This window comes from Pseudomonas sp. FP1762 (genome assembly GCF_030687105.1).
In the GTDB taxonomy this organism is placed as follows: Bacteria; Pseudomonadota; Gammaproteobacteria; order Pseudomonadales; family Pseudomonadaceae; genus Aquipseudomonas; species Aquipseudomonas siliginis.
Genome location: NZ_CP117458.1, coordinates 856432 through 873324, shown reverse-complemented (window position 1 = coordinate 873324; position 16893 = coordinate 856432). Strand labels below are relative to the sequence as shown.

The 16893-nt window shown below is 59.1% G+C and carries 16 protein-coding genes; 3 read left to right on the top strand and 13 right to left on the bottom strand.

Annotated elements, in window-relative coordinates; genetic code table 11:
- Positions 1–59: 59 nt before the first annotated feature.
- Positions 60–689, bottom strand: coding sequence for a 23S rRNA (uridine(2552)-2'-O)-methyltransferase RlmE (rlmE, locus tag PSH90_RS03695; protein ID WP_056782866.1), 630 nt, complete (start codon positions 687–689; stop codon positions 60–62).
- Positions 690–790: 101 nt separating this feature from the next.
- Between rlmE and PSH90_RS03690 the strand changes: the two genes are divergently transcribed.
- Positions 791–1099, top strand: coding sequence for a YhbY family RNA-binding protein (locus PSH90_RS03690; RefSeq protein WP_016771761.1), 309 nt, complete (start codon positions 791–793; stop codon positions 1097–1099).
- 9 nt (positions 1100–1108) lie between these two features.
- Here PSH90_RS03690 and PSH90_RS03685 read toward each other — a convergent pair whose 3' ends face one another.
- From PSH90_RS03685 to grpE, 8 genes are all read right to left on the bottom strand, one after another.
- On the bottom strand, positions 1109–1513 hold the full coding sequence (locus PSH90_RS03685) for a hypothetical protein (protein ID WP_056782864.1): 405 nt from the start codon (positions 1511–1513) through the stop codon (positions 1109–1111).
- A gap of 28 nt (positions 1514–1541) precedes the next feature.
- Positions 1542–2018, bottom strand: a complete 477-nt coding sequence (gene greA, locus PSH90_RS03680; protein ID WP_038861135.1) for a transcription elongation factor GreA — start codon at positions 2016–2018, stop codon at positions 1542–1544.
- 2 nt (positions 2019–2020) lie between these two features.
- A complete protein-coding gene (gene carB / locus PSH90_RS03675) occupies positions 2021–5242 on the bottom strand; it encodes a carbamoyl-phosphate synthase large subunit (RefSeq protein ID WP_016771764.1) in 3222 nt (1073 codons plus the stop codon).
- Positions 5243–5366: 124 nt separating this feature from the next.
- The gene (carA, locus tag PSH90_RS03670) at positions 5367–6503 is read right to left on the bottom strand and encodes a glutamine-hydrolyzing carbamoyl-phosphate synthase small subunit (protein WP_016771765.1); all 1137 of its coding nucleotides are present in this window, start codon (positions 6501–6503) and stop codon (positions 5367–5369) included.
- Positions 6504–6761: 258 nt separating this feature from the next.
- Positions 6762–7565 (bottom strand): 4-hydroxy-tetrahydrodipicolinate reductase, encoded by an 804-nt coding sequence (dapB, locus tag PSH90_RS03665; protein WP_041477928.1) that lies wholly within the window; start codon positions 7563–7565, stop codon positions 6762–6764.
- Positions 7566–7574: 9 nt separating this feature from the next.
- Positions 7575–8699: a molecular chaperone DnaJ gene (gene dnaJ / locus PSH90_RS03660; protein ID WP_016771767.1), complete on the bottom strand. Its 1125-nt coding sequence runs from the start codon at positions 8697–8699 to the stop codon at positions 7575–7577.
- A 297-nt stretch (positions 8700–8996) separates the two neighbouring features.
- A complete protein-coding gene (gene dnaK / locus PSH90_RS03655) occupies positions 8997–10913 on the bottom strand; it encodes a molecular chaperone DnaK (protein ID WP_042608859.1) in 1917 nt (638 codons plus the stop codon).
- Positions 10914–11015: 102 nt separating this feature from the next.
- Positions 11016–11582 carry a nucleotide exchange factor GrpE gene (grpE, locus tag PSH90_RS03650; RefSeq protein ID WP_039759570.1) on the bottom strand — a complete coding sequence of 189 codons (567 nt, stop codon included), beginning with the start codon at positions 11580–11582 and terminating at the stop codon, positions 11016–11018.
- A gap of 240 nt (positions 11583–11822) precedes the next feature.
- On the opposite strand from grpE, the gene recN reads away from it, so the two are divergent.
- The gene (recN, locus tag PSH90_RS03645) at positions 11823–13496 is read left to right on the top strand and encodes a DNA repair protein RecN (RefSeq protein ID WP_016771769.1); all 1674 of its coding nucleotides are present in this window, start codon (positions 11823–11825) and stop codon (positions 13494–13496) included.
- A 76-nt stretch (positions 13497–13572) separates the two neighbouring features.
- Here the strand turns inward: recN and fur are convergent, their stop codons facing one another.
- A complete protein-coding gene (fur, locus tag PSH90_RS03640; protein WP_016771770.1) occupies positions 13573–13977 on the bottom strand; it encodes a ferric iron uptake transcriptional regulator in 405 nt (134 codons plus the stop codon).
- Between the two features lie 97 nt (positions 13978–14074).
- On the opposite strand from fur, the gene PSH90_RS03635 reads away from it, so the two are divergent.
- Positions 14075–14602 carry an outer membrane protein assembly factor BamE gene (locus PSH90_RS03635; RefSeq protein ID WP_016771771.1) on the top strand — a complete coding sequence of 176 codons (528 nt, stop codon included), beginning with the start codon at positions 14075–14077 and terminating at the stop codon, positions 14600–14602.
- A gap of 61 nt (positions 14603–14663) precedes the next feature.
- On the opposite strand, the gene PSH90_RS03630 is transcribed toward PSH90_RS03635, so the two are convergent.
- Genes PSH90_RS03630 through PSH90_RS03620 form a run of 3 tightly spaced genes read right to left on the bottom strand, consistent with a single transcriptional unit; the run spans position 14664 to position 16816 of the window.
- Entirely contained in the window at positions 14664–14978 is a 315-nt protein-coding gene (locus PSH90_RS03630) for an RnfH family protein (RefSeq protein ID WP_305382195.1), read from the bottom strand.
- Positions 14971–15405, bottom strand: coding sequence for a type II toxin-antitoxin system RatA family toxin (locus PSH90_RS03625; protein ID WP_016771773.1), 435 nt, complete (start codon positions 15403–15405; stop codon positions 14971–14973). Before PSH90_RS03625 ends, PSH90_RS03630 begins: the two co-directional genes overlap by 8 nt.
- 7 nt (positions 15406–15412) lie before the next feature.
- On the bottom strand, positions 15413–16816 hold the full coding sequence (locus tag PSH90_RS03620) for a sodium-dependent transporter (protein WP_305382194.1): 1404 nt from the start codon (positions 16814–16816) through the stop codon (positions 15413–15415).
- Between the last annotated feature and the right edge of the window lie 77 nt (positions 16817–16893).

The window sequence follows — 16893 nt, the reverse complement described above, 5'->3', positions numbered from 1 at the left end:
TCGCTTATGCACGCAGAGCGAAATATGAAAAACCTATCGCCCCGCCGAAAAACCTCGTTTCACGCATCACCACCGCGATAACCCCAGGCCAGCATGTACTGCTCTCGGGAGCTGCCACGGGAAGAGTCTGGCTTGATCATCTGGATCTTGTCGAATTTCTTCCGAGCATCCTTCAGATAAACGTCGAAGCCCTCGCCCTGGAAAATCTTGATGACGAAGTTGCCACCGGGCTTGAGGATCCGTTCCGCCAGGTCCAGAGCCAGCTCGCACAGGAACATGGCCTTGGGCATATCCACTTCGGGCGTACCACTCATATTGGGGGCCATATCGGAAATCACAAGGTCCACCTGCGAATTACCCACAGCCTCAAGGATTTGAGCCAGCACCGAGTCCTCAGTGAAGTCACCTTGAATGAAGGTCACGTCCGGAATGCCGTCCATTTCAAGAATGTCCGAAGCGATCAGACGCCCCTGGCCACCGATCAGCCGACTGGTCACCTGCGACCAGCCACCCGGCGCCGCGCCGAGGTCGACCACGCTCATGCCCGGGCGGATCAATTTGTATTTTTCCTGGATCTCCAGCAGCTTGTAACTTGCACGCGAGCGGTAGCCATCCTTCTGCGCCTGCTTCACATAAGGATCGTTGACATGTCTTTTCAGCCAACCAAGGCTTGTCTTGGAACGCGCCATTGGGCACCTCGATGATTAGGGTCGTGATTAGTTGGGCGGATCCACGAACCCTCGGGTAAAATGGCCGCCATTTTACAGAATCCAGACGAAAGGGTCAGATTATGCCGCTCACTCCAGAGCAGAAGAAACAGTACAAATCCATCGGCCACCACCTCAAACCAGTGTTGACGGTAGCGGACAACGGTTTGACTGAAGGTGTTTTAGCCGAACTTGAACGCGCCTTGGCCGATCACGAGCTGATCAAGATCAAGCTCAATATCCTCGATCGCGAGTCGCGCCTGGCGCACATCGCCGAGCTGTGCAAGGTCGGCAAAGCGGACCTGGTTCAGGTCATCGGCAAGATGGCTCTGGTCTACCGCAAGAACTTCAGCGCCAACAAGCAGCTGTCGAACGTTCATCGCTTCAAGTGATGCGCAGGGTCAAGGGTGTGCTTCGCGCACCCTGCCACCCCATCCCGGCACCGGCTGCATGACCAGCACCAGCCCGGAAAATCCCAGCACCAGATAACTGAATACCTGCCAGCGCTGCGCATCCGGCCAGCCGACACGCACAGCGACATACATCGCGCACGCGTACAACGCCATCAACAGCACCTGCCCGCGAAAATCCCGCCATAGACTGGCAAGGCCCTCGGCCTGTACCAGCACCAAAGCCTGAAAGATCACGCACAGAGCGGCGAACCCCACCACCAGCACTTCGAATGCACTGGCGACTTCGTCGATCAACAGCGGCGCCAAGCCGATCTGGCCCAGCGCCGGCTGCAAACCGACATGAATCAACCATAGCCCACCGACCCAAAGCATCTGGGTCAGTTGCCAAAGCATGGCGCCCGCATGCAGCGGGCGCCTTCTTTCAGATGTGACGAACTTCGACAATCTCGTACTCGATCACGCCGCTTGGCGTTTTGACGGCGACAACGTCACCCTCTTCCTTGCCAATCAAGGCGCGGGCCAGCGGCGAACCGACGGAGATCTTGCCGAGTTTGAAGTCAGCCTCATCCTCACCCACGATGTGGTAAGTGACGCTTTCATCAGTCTCGACGTTGGCGATCTCGACGGTGGTACCGAAAATCACTTTGCCGGTGTGAGGAATGGTCGTGACATCGATGATGACCTGATTCTGAATCCGGCCTTCGATATCACGAATACGCGCTTCGACCATGCCTTGCTGTTCGCGGGCAGCATGGTATTCAGCGTTTTCCTTCAAGTCACCCAACTCGCGGGCCGTACCGATGTCCTGGCTGAGCTTCGGACGGACGACCTTGGTCAGGTGAGCATGCTCCTCTTCCAGGGCGCGAGCGCCCTGAACAGTCATTGGGTACTTGGTTATGCTCATGCCTTCAATCCTGCGTGTAGATCCTGCAAGCGGCGCACGGTCTTTTCCGGACCGAACTTCAGCGCTTCGCAGATCGCTTCGCCCGCAGCAATAGTGGTGGTGCAGTAGATCTTGTGCTGCAGGGCGTTGCGACGAATGGAGTACGAATCGGCGATCGACTGACGACCCTCGGTGGTGTTGATGATCAGCGTGACTTCGTCATTCTTGATCATGTCGACCACGTGCGGACGACCCTCGGTCACCTTGTTCACGCGGCGCACTTTCAGGCCTGCGGCTTCGATCAGCTTGGCAGTGCCGGCAGTGGCGACCACTTCGAAGCCCAAGTTGATCAGATCACGGGCCACGCCTGCAACCAGTGGCTTGTCGTCATCGCGCACGCTGATGAACGCGGTACCGCCGGTCGGCAGAACTTCGCTGGCACCCATCTGCGCCTTGGCGAATGCTTCGCCGAAGGTGTCGCCGACGCCCATCACTTCACCGGTCGACTTCATCTCTGGGCCGAGGATCGGGTCAACGCCAGGGAACTTGGCGAACGGGAACACCGCCTCTTTCACGCTGTAGAAGTTCGGGATGATTTCCTTGGTGAAGCCGATTTCCTTCAGGGTCTTACCGGCCATCACGCGCGCAGCGATCATGGCCAGGGAAACACCGATGCACTTGGAAACGAACGGTACGGTACGCGAGGCGCGCGGGTTGACTTCGATGACGTAGATGTCTTCGCCCTGCAAAGCCAACTGCACGTTCATCAGGCCGACAACGCCCAGTTCCAGAGCCATTTTCTTGACCTGTTCGCGCATCTCGTCCTGGATGTGTGCCGGCAGCGAGTACGGCGGCAGCGAGCAAGCGGAGTCACCGGAGTGAACGCCCGCCTGTTCGATGTGCTGCATGATCGCGCCGATCACTACATCTTTGCCGTCGCAGACCGCATCCACGTCCATTTCGATGGCGCAGTTGAGGAAGTGGTCGAGCAGCACCGGGCTGTCGTTGGACACTTGCACCGCGTCACGCAGATAGCGCTTGAGTTCGTCTTCCTTGTAAACGATTTCCATCGCACGGCCGCCCAACACGTAGGACGGGCGCACCACCAGCGGATAACCGATCTTCGCCGCAGCACGAACGGCTTCGTCTTCGCTGCGCACAGTGGCGTTTGGCGGCTGACGCAGGTTCAGACGCTCGACCATTTGCTGGAAGCGCTCACGGTCTTCGGCGCGGTCGATGGCGTCAGGGCTGGTGCCGATGATCGGCACGCCAGCAGCTTCCAGTGCGCGAGCCAGTTTCAGCGGAGTCTGGCCGCCGTACTGGACGATCACGCCTTTCGGCTTCTCGACGCGGCAGATTTCCAGTACGTCTTCCAGGGTTACCGGCTCGAAGTACAGACGGTCGGAAGTGTCGTAGTCGGTGGATACGGTTTCCGGGTTGCAGTTGACCATGATGGTTTCGTAGCCGTCTTCGCGCAGGGCGAGAGCAGCGTGAACGCAGCAGTAGTCGAACTCGATGCCCTGGCCGATACGGTTCGGACCGCCGCCCAGAATCATGATCTTGTCGCGACCCGACGGCGCGGCCTCGCACTCTTCCTCGTAGGTCGAGTACAGGTAAGCGGTGTCGGTAGCGAACTCGGCGGCGCAGGTGTCAACGCGCTTGTAGACCGGGAACACTTCCAGCTTCTGACGATGCGTACGCAGGTTTTTCTCGGTGACGCCCAGCAGTTTCGCCAGACGCTGATCGGAGAAGCCTTTGCGCTTGAGCTTGAACATCAGGTCGCGGTCGATCGAGGACAGACCGAGGGTCTTGACCTTCTCTTCGTCCTTGATCAGGTCTTCGATCTGCACCAGGAACCACGGGTCGATCATATTCATGCCGAAGATGTCTTCGACCGACAGACCGGCGCGGAAGGCGTCAGCCACGTACCAGATACGCTCGGCGCCCGGCACGGTCAGTTCGCGCTTGAGCACGCTCATGCTGTCCGGGTTGCTCAGATCGAGCTTCTCGTCCAGACCGCAAACGCCGACTTCCAGACCGCGCAGGGCTTTCTGCAGGGATTCCTGGAAGGTCCGGCCGATGGCCATGACTTCACCGACCGACTTCATTTGCGTGGTCAGGCGCGCGTCAGCCTTGGCGAATTTCTCGAAGGCGAAGCGTGGCAGCTTGGTAACGACGTAGTCGATCGACGGTTCGAAGGACGCCGGGGTCTTGCCGCCGGTGATGTCGTTCGACAGCTCATCAAGGGTGTAGCCCACAGCCAGTTTGGCCGCGACCTTGGCGATCGGGAAACCGGTGGCTTTCGAAGCCAGTGCCGAGGAACGCGAAACACGCGGGTTCATTTCGATCACGACCATACGGCCAGTGTTCGGGCAGATACCGAATTGAACGTTGGAACCACCGGTCTCGACGCCGATCTCGCGCAGTACCGCCAGCGAGGCGTTACGCAGGATCTGGTATTCCTTGTCGGTCAGCGTCTGGGCTGGAGCTACGGTGATCGAGTCGCCGGTGTGCACGCCCATCGGGTCGAAGTTTTCGATCGAGCAGACGATGATGCAGTTGTCCTTTTTGTCGCGGACAACTTCCATTTCATATTCTTTCCAGCCGATCAGCGATTCGTCGATCAGCAGCTCTTTGGTCGGCGACAGGTCCAGACCACGGGCGCAGATTTCTTCGAACTCTTCACGGTTGTAAGCGATACCGCCACCGGTGCCGCCCATGGTGAAGGACGGACGGATGATGCACGGGAAACCGAGGGTTTCGAGGACCGCGTTGGCTTCTTCCATGCTGTGGGCGATGCCGGAACGCGGGCACGCCAGGCCGATGGATTTCATCGCCTTGTCGAAACGCGAACGGTCTTCAGCCTTGTCGATGGTGTCGGCGTTGGCACCGATCATCTCTACGCCGAACTTCTCCAGAACGCCTTCGCGCTCCAGGTCCAAAGCGCAGTTCAGAGCGGTCTGGCCACCCATGGTTGGCAGCACGGCGTCCGGACGCTCTTTTTCGATGATCTTGGCCACGGTCTGCCACTTGATCGGTTCGATGTAGGTGGCGTCGGCCATGTCCGGGTCGGTCATGATGGTGGCCGGGTTGGAGTTCACCAGGATGACGCGGTAACCCTCTTCGCGCAGGGCTTTGCAGGCCTGGGCGCCGGAGTAGTCGAATTCGCAGGCCTGGCCGATCACGATCGGGCCAGCGCCGAGAATCAGGATGCTTTTAATGTCTGTACGTTTTGGCATGGTTTGTCACTCAAATCCGCAGGTCAGTCGGCAAGCCGTCTTGATCGATTTCTGAAGTCCCGAAGGGGCCGCCGGTACCGGGGCCGCCCTCGAGGCCTTCTCTCTACAGTCTCAAGGCGAACGCTTAGCGTCGCTTGGCCATCTCGTTGATGAAGCGGTCGAACAGTGGCGCGACATCGTTCGGGCCCGGGCTCGCTTCAGGGTGACCCTGGAAGCTGAACGCGCTCTTGTCGGTGCGCTCGATGCCTTGCAGGGTGCCGTCGAACAGCGATTTGTGGATCGCGCGCACGTTGGCTGGCAGGGTGGCTTCGTCTACCGCAAAACCGTGGTTCTGGCTGGTGATCATCACCACGCCTGTGTCCAGATCCTGCACCGGGTGGTTGGCACCGTGGTGGCCGTGGCCCATTTTCAGGGTCTTGGCGCCGGAGGCCAGAGCCAGCAGTTGGTGGCCGAGGCAGATGCCGAATACCGGCGTCTCGGTTTCCAGCACTTCCTTGATCGCCTGGATCGCGTAGTCGCATGGCTCCGGATCACCAGGGCCGTTGGACAGGAACACGCCGTCCGGCTTCAGCGCCAGCACATCGGCGGCTGGAGTTTGCGCAGGCACCACGGTGACGCGGCAGCCGCGCTCGACCAGCATGCGCAGGATGTTGACCTTGACGCCGTAGTCGTAGGCGACCACGTGATATGGCAGCTCGGAAGCTTCGATGGTCGCGTGGCTGTCGGTTTTCAGATCCCAGACAGTCGAGCGCCATTCGTATTGGGTCTTGGTGCTGACGACTTTCGCCAGGTCCATGCCCTTCAGGCCCGGGAAGCCCTGCGCAGCGGCGATGGCTGCTTCTTCGGAGATGTTGTCGCCGGCCATGATGCAGCCGTTCTGAGCGCCTTTTTCACGCAGGATGCGGGTCAGGCGACGGGTGTCGATACCGGCGATTGCCACTACATTGTTGGCTTTCAGGTAATCAGACAGGGACATCGTGTTGCGCCAGTTGCTCGCTACCAGCGGCAGGTCACGGATGACCAGGCCAGCGGACCAGACGCGGTCGGACTCGGCGTCTTCCGGCGTGGTGCCGGTGTTGCCGATGTGCGGGTAAGTCAGGGTAACGATCTGCTGGGCGTAGGAAGGATCGGTAAGGATTTCCTGATAGCCGGTCATTGCGGTGTTGAACACCACCTCACCAACGGTCTGACCGTCGGCTCCAATGGCTTCGCCGCGAAAAATGCTGCCATCAGCAAGGGCGAGTATGGCTGGCTTAGTCAAGAAGACCTCCCGTAAATAACGCATGAAAGGGCAATCGCAGGTTGTAAAAAAGCGGAGTGACGTATGGACACGTCACCCCGCTTCTTCACTGAAATTATTCTGCGCGCTTTTAGTGGACACACTAAAGCTGTAGCTTACAGAAAAGGGCGTTTTTGGTCCACCGCTAAAGAGCCTTAAAGGCCGGAGAATGCGACAGGTCGTCGCCAAGCGGTAAAAACCGGCGCAAAACGGGACGTTTGCGCCGGGTTCAGCAACGACTCAACGCAGGTCGAGTACGTCTTGCATGTCGTACAGGCCCGGCTCGCGACCATCCAGCCACAGCGCCGCACGCACCGCGCCCTTGGCGAAGGTCATGCGGCTCGATGCCTTGTGGGTAATCTCGACGCGCTCGCCATCGGCAGCGAACAGCACGGTGTGATCACCGACGATATCGCCAGCACGCACGGTGGCGAAACCAATGGTTTCACGCTCACGCGCACCGGTCTGGCCTTCGCGACCGTAGACCGCGACCTTCTTCAGATCACGCCCCAGCGCATCAGCAATCACTTCACCCATGCGCACCGCCGTACCGGACGGAGCATCGACCTTGTGGCGGTGATGGGCTTCCATGATCTCGATATCGACATCGTCGCCCAGCACGCGCGCAGCGGTGTCGAGCAACTTCAGGCACAGGTTGACGCCGACGCTGAAGTTGGCGGCGAAGACGATCGGAATGTCCTTGCCCGCATCGGCCAGCAATTGCTTCTCTTCAACACTGAAACCGGTGGTGCCGATGATCATCGCTTTGCCGTGTTTGCGGCAGAACGCGAGATTCTTCAGGGTCACGGTCGGGTGAGTGAAGTCGATCAACACATCGAACTCTTCAACCACACGATCCAGATCACCGGACAGCGGCACGCCGATACGGCCCAGCGCTGCCAGCTCACCGGCATCCGCGCCGACCAGCGTGCTGTCGGGACGATCGACCGCCGCCGTCAGACCGGCGCCCGGCGTCTGCTGCACCGCTTCAATCAGGGTCTTGCCCATGCGCCCGGCGGCGCCCATCACTGCAATACGTCGCATGCCGACTCCTTACAAATCGCCGAAGAAACGCTTCACACCGTCGAACCAACCGGTGGTTTTCGGCGAGTGGCTGTTGTCGTCGGCCAGGGAGCTGCGGAATTCTTCCAGCAGCTCACGCTGACGACGGTTGAGGTTGACCGGCGTTTCCACAGCGACACGGCACATCAGGTCGCCGGCACCGCCGCCACGCACTGGCGCAACGCCTTTGCCGCGTACGCGGAACTGCTTGCCGGTCTGCGTGCCTTCAGGGATTTTCAGTTTGACGCGACCGTCGAGGGTCGGAATCTCCAACTCGCCGCCCAGTGCAGCGTCGACGAAGCTGATCGGCACTTCGCAGAACAGATGCTTGCCGTCACGCTGGAAGATGTCGTGTTCGCGCACATTGATCACAACGTACAGGTCGCCAGTCGGCCCACCCTGAGTACCCGCCTCGCCTTCGCCGGACAGACGAATACGGTCGCCAGTATCAACACCGGCAGGCACTTTGACCGACAGGGTTTTGTACTCTTCGACGCGACCGTCGCCGTGGCAGGAGTCGCACGGATCGGAAATGATCTTGCCCTGGCCATGGCAGCGCGGGCAGGTCTGCTGCACCGAGAAGAAGCCCTGCTGCATGCGCACCTGGCCGATGCCGCCGCAGGTCGGGCACGTCGTCGGCGACGAGCCTTTCTTGGCCCCCGAACCATCGCATGGCTTGCAGTTGACCAGTGTCGGAACGCGGATATTCACCGACGTGCCGCGCACCGCTTCTTCCAGATTCAGCTCCAGGGTGTAGCGCAGATCGCTGCCACGCTGAGCGCCGCCACGGGCACCACCGCGACCGCCACCGAAGAAATCACTGAAGACATCGCCGAAGATATCCGAGAAGTTCTGGCCACCGAAACCGGCACCGCCGCCACCCATGCTCGGATCGACGCCGGCATGACCATACTGGTCGTATGCCGCGCGCTTGCTGGCGTCGGACAACACTTCATAGGCCTCGTTGGCCTCTTTGAATGCTTCTTCGGAAGCTTTGTCGCCGGGATTACGGTCGGGGTGGTGCTTCATAGCCAGGCGGCGATAGGCCTTCTTCAGGTCCGCTTCGCTCGTGCCCCGCTCGACACCCAATACTTCGTAATAGTCACGCTTTGCCATAAGTTCTTTGCACTCTTAAGGACGTTCGGCAAACCCCTCCTGAGCCTCGCCAAACTCGTTGAGCCCCCATTAAGGCCCGGACCCAACTCACGTCAATTCAACGATCCTGGTCTTGATTGATGCGGTATCTGCGGCGCGAAAAGCAGGAGCATTCCCGGCCATACCGCCAACATCCGAACGGTGTCGCATGCTGTAAAAATTCGCGTATTCCAGATACGCCAACGCGGGAGGCAAGCTCCCGCGCGGCGACATCCTACCAGTCACCGCCGCAAGGCAGTCAACCGGGCGACCAACAACTTACTTGTGGTCTTTGACTTCTTCGAACTCGGCGTCGACAACGTCGTCAGCCTTCTCAGCCGATTCGCCTTGCGGGGCCGCGCCATCAGCTGGCTGAGCCTGTTCGGCGTACATCTTCTGAGCAACCGGAGCGGAGACTTTCGACAGCTCTTCAACCTTGGCTTCGATGGCAGCCTTGTCGTCGCCTTTGACGGCGGCTTCCAGCGCAACCACTGCAGCTTCGATTGCAGTCTTCTCTTCGGCGGTGACCTTGTCGCCCGCGTCAGCGATCATCTTGCGAGTCGAGTGCACCAGTGCATCACCCTGGTTACGGGCAGCGGCCAGTTCTTCGAACTTGCGGTCTTCCTCGGCATTCGCCTCGGCGTCACGCACCATGCGCTCGATTTCTTCGTCGGACAGACCGGAGTTGGCCTTGATCACGATCGACTGGGTCTTGCCGGTAGCCTTGTCTTTCGCGCCGACGTGCAGGATGCCGTTGGCGTCGATGTCGAAGGTCACTTCGATCTGCGGCACGCCACGTGGAGCTGGTGGAATGTCGGCCAGGTCGAACTTGCCCAGCGATTTGTTCTGTGCGGCTTGCTTGCGCTCACCCTGCAGAACGTGAATGGTCACAGCACCCTGGTTGTCGTCGGCAGTCGAGAACACTTGCGATTTCTTGGTAGGAATCGTGGTGTTTTTCTCGATCAGCGCGGTCATCACGCCACCCATGGTTTCGATACCCAGGGTCAGCGGGCTGACGTCGAGCAGCAGCACGTCTTTCACGTCACCGGCCAGAACAGCGCCCTGGATCGCAGCACCCATGGCAACAGCTTCGTCCGGGTTGACGTCTTTACGCGCTTCTTTACCGAAGAAATCGGTAACCAGCTTCTGCACCAGCGGCATACGAGTCTGACCACCGACCAGAATCACGTCGTTGATCGCGCTGACGTCGATACCGGCGTCTTTCATGGCAATGCGGCAAGGTTCGATGGTGCGCTGAACCAGGTCTTCAACCAGTGCTTCGAGCTTGGCACGGGAGATTTTCACGTTCAGGTGCTTAGGACCGGTCGCGTCTGCAGTGATGTACGGCAGGTTGACGTCGGTCGACTGAGCGGACGACAGCTCGATCTTGGCTTTCTCAGCGGCTTCTTTCAGACGCTGCATGGCCAGCGGGTCACCTTTGAGGTTCATGCCGCTTTCTTTCTTGAATTCGTCAACGAGGTAGTCGATCAGACGAATGTCGAAGTCTTCACCGCCGAGGAAGGTGTCACCGTTGGTGGCCAACACTTCGAACTGGTGCTCACCGTCAACTTCAGCGATTTCGATTACGGAAACGTCGAAAGTACCGCCACCCAGGTCATAAACGATCACGGTGTGATCGCCCTTGGCCTTGTCCATACCGTAAGCCAGAGCGGCTGCGGTTGGTTCGTTGATGATGCGTTTTACGTCCAGACCAGCGATGCGGCCGGCGTCTTTGGTGGCTTGACGCTGGCTGTCGTTGAAGTAGGCCGGAACGGTGATCACCGCTTCGGTCACTGCCTCGCCGAGGTAGTCTTCGGCGGTCTTCTTCATCTTCTTCAGAATTTCAGCCGAGATTTGTGGCGGTGCCATTTTCTGGCCGTTCACTTCTACCCAGGCGTCGTTGTTGTCAGCCTTGACGATCTTGTAAGGGACCATCTGGATGTCTTTCTGCACGACTTCTTCGTCGAAACGACGACCGATCAGACGCTTTACCGCGTACAGGGTGTTGTGCGGGTTGGTTACAGCCTGACGCTTGGCCGACTGACCTACCAGAATTTCGCCATCGTTGGCGTAAGCGATGATCGACGGCGTGGTACGCGCGCCTTCAGCGTTTTCAATAACTTTGGCTTTGCCGTTTTCCAGCACGGAGACGCAGGAGTTGGTAGTCCCCAGGTCGATACCGATAATTTTGCCCATGTTCACTCTCCCGAAACTTTGGATTTTGTTGCCGCAGCAGTGGTGGCTGACTGCGGTAGCACTTAAACGCTTGACTTCTAAATGGGGGCCTTGCGGCTAATTTCAAGCCTGCTCGTCAATCGAAGGCGAAACCGGTGCCGGCGCCTTGCTGACCACGACCATCGCCGGGCGCAGCAGGCGACCATTGAGCTGGTAGCCCTTCTGGAAAACCTTCAACACGCTGTTCGGCTCGACGTCGGCACTTTCCTGCATGGCCATCGCCTGATGGTGAACGGCGTTGAACGGTTCGCCATGCGGATCGATCGCTTCAAGCTGGTAGCGCTTGAGGGTGTCGTGGAACATTTTCAGGGTCAGCTCGATGCCTTCGCGCATCGGGCGGATGCTTTCGTCGTCCGGGCTCGACAGCTCGAGGCCGCGCTCCAGGCTGTCGACGATCGGCAGCAGGTCGCTGGCGAATTTTTCCAGGGCAAACTTGTGCGCCTTCTCGACGTCCTGCTCGGCACGGCGGCGAACGTTCTGCAGATCGGCAGCAACACGCAGAGACTGATCCTGCGCGGCGGCCAATTGCTCTTCGAGCACTTGCACACGGGTCGCCAGGTCGTCACCCGAACCTTCGGGCGCCTGATTGGCATCTGGGTTTTGCGTATCTACTGTCTGTTCGTCAGCCATAGAATTCTCCTTTCAATTTCGTCCGCGAGCCTGACTCGCGCTTCTGCCCCGATATATGGGGCCGCAAAATCAGGCTTCAAGGGCTGAAAACAATTGTCCCTACAAAAAAGTGCTGAATACTCATTCTTGAATGCGCTAAGAAAACTTTTCGATCAAGCAAATCGAGCTAAGGGCGGGCATTGTCAGGCCTGAACAAAACACTGTATAAATAACCAGACCTCAAGCCTGGGAGCTGCCTTTATGCTGGTGCACCTGTCCGTACACAACTACGCCATCGTCGAACATCTCGATCTCGAACTTGATCGCGGGATGAGCGTGATCACAGGGGAAACCGGCGCCGGCAAGTCGATCATGCTCGATGCCCTGGGCCTCACCCTGGGTGATCGCGCCGACAGCGGCGTGGTTCGCCCGGGCGCTGATAAAGCCGACATTCTCGCCACCTTCGATCTCGCTGATATCCCTGAAGCCAGCGCCTGGCTGGCCGAGCGCGATCTGGAAAACGACGGGCCGTGCATCCTGCGCCGGGTCATCACCTCGGAAGGTCGTTCGCGCGGTTATATCAACGGCACGCCCTGCCCGCTTGGCGACCTCAAAGCCCTCGGCGAGCTGCTGATCGATATCCACAGCCAGCATGAACATCAATCGCTGCTGAAAACTGATACTCATCGCCGCCTGCTCGACGAGTACGCCGGCGCCACCGACCTGGCGCGTCAGGTGCAGCTTGCCGCGCAACGCTGGCGTCAGACCCGCCAGGAACTGGAGCGGCTGTCCAACTCCGGCGACGAACAACGCGCACGTCATCAGTTGCTCAGCTATCAGCTTGAGGAATTGGAGAACCTCGGCCTCGGCGAAAATGAACTGGAGCAACTGGAGCAGGAACACAAGAACCTGACCAACGCCGAAACCTTGCTGGGCATTTGCCGGCAAGTGGTCGAGCAATGCAGTGAAAGTGATTCAGGGAATGTCCTGAATGCACTGACCGCCAGCCTCAATCGTCTGTCCAGTGTGAACAGCTCGGTGGGGGCGCTGGGAGAAGCCAGCAGCCTGCTGACCAGTGCACAGATTCAGGTAGAAGAAGCAGTCGGCGAGCTCAACCGCTTCCTCGACAACTTTGATGCCGACCCGGCTCGCCTGCAATACCTGGAAGAGCGCCTCGACGCGATCTACACCCTGGCGCGCAAACACCGGATTCAACCGACCGAAGTCGGCGAGATGCAGCAAAAGCTGCTCGATGAAATCGAAACCCTCAACGCCAACGATGAATCCATCGAACGCCTGGGTGAAGAACTGGCGTCCTACGCCCGCCACTATCAGGAGAAAGCCCGCGAGCTGAGCGACCTTCGTCATCAAGCGGCCGGCAGCCTCGCCAGTGCGGTGGAGCAGGAAATCCAGCGCCTGGGCATGCCCGGCGGCCGATTCACCATCGAACTGAAAGCCAACAGCAGCGACGAGTTGCTGCCGAACGGGCTGGAACAGGTCGAACTGCTGGTCAGCGCCAACCCCGGCCAACCGCTCAAAGCGCTGGCGAAAGTCGCCTCCGGCGGTGAGCTGTCGCGGATCAGTCTGGCGATTCAGGTCATTACCGCCCAGACCTCCCGCGTGCCGACGCTGGTGTTCGACGAAGTGGACGTAGGTATTGGCGGTCCGACTGCCGAGATTGTCGGCCAGTTACTGCGCCGTCTCGGTGATCGCGGCCAGGTCCTGACCGTGACGCACTTGCCGCAAGTGGCGGCGCAAGGGCATCAGCATCTGTTCGTGCACAAGGTTCGCGACGAGAAGGCGACTCACACCGCTGTCGCGAAGCTGACAAAGAACGAGCGCATCGAAGAAGTCGCGCGCATGCTCGGCGGCATCGATCTGACCAAGGAATCCCTGGCTCACGCGAAAAAAATGGTGGTGACCGCCAAGGCGTAACAAATAGTAGAAAGCACGAAGGCGACCCTTGGGTCGCCTTCGCTCGTTTCGCGAATGTGAAATTCGCGCGACATGCTTACTTTTTCTTGCGCACGTACAGCACCAGGTTGTGATCAACCATTTCGAAGCCATGCTTCTCGACGATCGATTTCTGAAGTTTTTCGATTTCTTCGTCGAAGAATTCGATCACTTCACCCGATTCCACGTTGACCATATGGTCGTGGTGGCCACCGTCAGCCAGTTCGAAGACCGCGTGGCCGCCGTCGAAGTTGTGGCGGACCACGAGGCCGGCCGCTTCGAACTGGGTCAGTACACGGTAAACCGTGGCCAGACCAACGTCCTCACCAGCTTCCATCAACGCCTTGTAGACGTCCTCGGCACTCATGTGGCGCTGCTCGGTAGAGTCGAGCATTTGCAGGATCTTGACCCGTGGCAGGGTCACTTTGAGGCCGGCTTTGCGTAGTTCGCTATTTTCAACCATGGTCAGCTTTCTCGCGATGCTGCTTCGCAGCTTCTCTTAATGCGGGTATGATCGGCGTTTACGTTGTCCCAGCCAAGATAGTGGAAGTCGCCCACCGATGCAAAACACCAAGCTCTTGCTAACCAGTTTCACCTTTGTGGGACTGCTCGCACTCGCCGGTTGTTCATTCCCCGGGGTTTACAAAATCGACATCCAGCAGGGCAATGTCGTCACGCAGGACATGATAGACCAGTTACGCCCGGGAATGACCCGGCCGCAAGTACGGTTTATCATGGGCAACCCTCTGCTTGCCGACACGTTCCATGCCGATCGCTGGGATTATCTGTACAGCCTGCAACCGGGTGGCGGTGAACGCCAGCAGGAACGAATCAGCGTTATCTTCAACTCCAACGACCAGCTTGTCAGCCTGTCCGGTGACTTCATGCCCGGCGTGAGCCGTGATGAAGCCATTCTCGGCAAGGACAGCGGTACTACCGTGACCGCGCCTGCTGAAAACGCCGACAAGCCAGAAGCCGAGAAGCCAGCCAAACCAGGCTCTTTGCTGGATCAGATCCAGAAGGACGTCGATGGTGTGGAAACCGTACCGGTTCCGACACCAGAGCCGCTGGACACCTCGCCGCAGTAATAGGCGAGGCATTAAAAAACCCGGAGATTCCGGGTTTTTTATTGCCTGCCGTTTGGCTTAATCAGGAATTACGTGCCTTTGCCTCGGCAGCCTTGGCCGCACGCAGGCGTCGAACCTCTTTGGGATCAGCCAGCAGCGGTCGATAAATTTCGATCCGGTCGCCTACCTGAACAGGGCGAGAATCCGCGTCAGTCACGACCTTGCCAAAAATCCCCAGCGGGCACTGCGCCAGATTCAGCTCAGGAAACTCGGCCGCGATGCCCGATGCGTGCACCGCCGCCCGAACGCTAACGCCTTCAGCGACGCTGATCGCACGCAGAACCTGCCGATCAACCGCCGCGTACACGACTTCTATCTCGATCACCGGCTCAACCATGCATCTGCTTGGCGCGCTGGCAGAAAGCATCCACCAACTGATTGGCCGCCTGATTGAACAACGGCCCCAGAGTTGCGCGCACCAACGGCCCGGCATAATCGAACGACAGATCCAGACTGATCTTGCAGGCCTTTTCGTTCAGCGCCTTGAAGACCCAGATGCCGTGCAACTGAGTGAACGGGCCTTCTTCAAGATTCATCTCGATCGACTGCCCCGGCACCAGCGTGTTGCGCGTGACGAAATGCTGACTGAGGCCACCCTTCGCGACGCCGACACTGGCGCGCATGTGTTCCGGCGAGCTTTCCAGCACTTCAGCCTCCGAGCACCACGGCAGAAACTCCGGGTACCGCGCGACGTCGTTGACCAGGTCGTAGAGAAACTGCGCCGGGTACGGCAGAAGCGCGGATCGTTGGATATGTGTCGTCATGTAAGCGTTACTTCCAGAGCTGAGCGGCAAAGACTACAAGAATGCCGATAGGCGCCACGTAGCGCATCAAGAACAGGGACAGAGCAAACAGAACCGGGTTACGGATGGACAATTCATCCCGCACCGCCTCACGCCCCATCACCCATCCCGCGAACAGCACGAAACACAAGCCACCGAGGGGCAACATGATCCGCGAGGTGAAGAAATCGATCACGCCGAAGAAGTCGAGACCGCTCTGCGCACCCCATTGATAGAGGCTGAACGTCCCGCCTTCGTTCACGAAAAACTTGGCTTCCTTCCAGATATTGAAAGAAAACACGGTGCCCAGACCAACAAACCAGCAGGTGAACGCCAGCCAGAACGTGACCCAGATGCGGCTGATTTTAGTGCGCTCTACCAGGTAAGCCACCATTGGCTCAAGCAGCGAAATCGCCGAACTCCACGCTGCCACCGCGACCAACACGAAGAACACCACGCCCATCAACTGGCCGAAAAAGACATTACCAAAAGCAAATGGCAGGCTGACGAACATCAGCCCTGGGCCTTCGCTTGGGTTCAGGCCAGCGGCGAACACAATCGGAAACAGTGCCAGGCCGGCGACCAGCGATACGAAAGTATCCAGCAGCGCGACACCGACCACCGTGCCCGACAACGAGGTGTTCTTTGGCATGTAGGCGCCGTAGATCATGATCGAACCGACGCCGACGCTCAGCGAGAAGAACGCGTGCCCCATCGCCGGCAGCAGGCCGTCGAGGACTTTTTCCGGGTGGAAGTCGAACATGAAATGCACGCCTTCCATGAAATGCCCGGTGGTCATGCTGTAGCCCAGCAGCACCAGAATCATCACGAACAGCAGCGGCATCATGATTCGCAGGCTGCGTTCAAGCCCGGCGACCACGCCTTTGGCGATCACGAAGGCCGACAGCAGCATGAAAATCGTGTGCCAAAGTGTCAGGCGCCATGGATTGGAAATGACATTGCCGAAATAGGCGCCGACCTGATCAGCCGTCGCGCCCTGGAAATCGCCACGACCCATGTCGACGATGTAGTCCAGCGACCAGCCGCCGACCACACTGTAGAAAGACAGGATCAGCAGGGCCGTGATCATCCCGGCAAACGCGCCCCAAGACCATTTGGCCGAGTGTCCGGCTTCCAGTGCCAGCACCTTCAAGGCGTTCGCCGGACTTTGCCGGGCGCGCCGGCCGATCAGGGTTTCCGCGAGCATGACCGGCACGCCGATGAGCGCGATGCACGCCAGGAACATCAGCACGAAAGCGCCGCCGCCGTAGACCCCGACCATGTAGGGGAACTTCCAGATACTACCCAGTCCCACGGCCGAACCGGTCGCGGCGAGTATGAATACCCAGCGGCTAGCCCAACTGCCGTGGACAGAAACCTTGTCTGTCGACATCGTTTATCACGCCCAAGCGTTAGAAAAAGAGGCCGCATTGTCCGGGATTCACTCAACCTGCTCAAGCACGCAGCAAC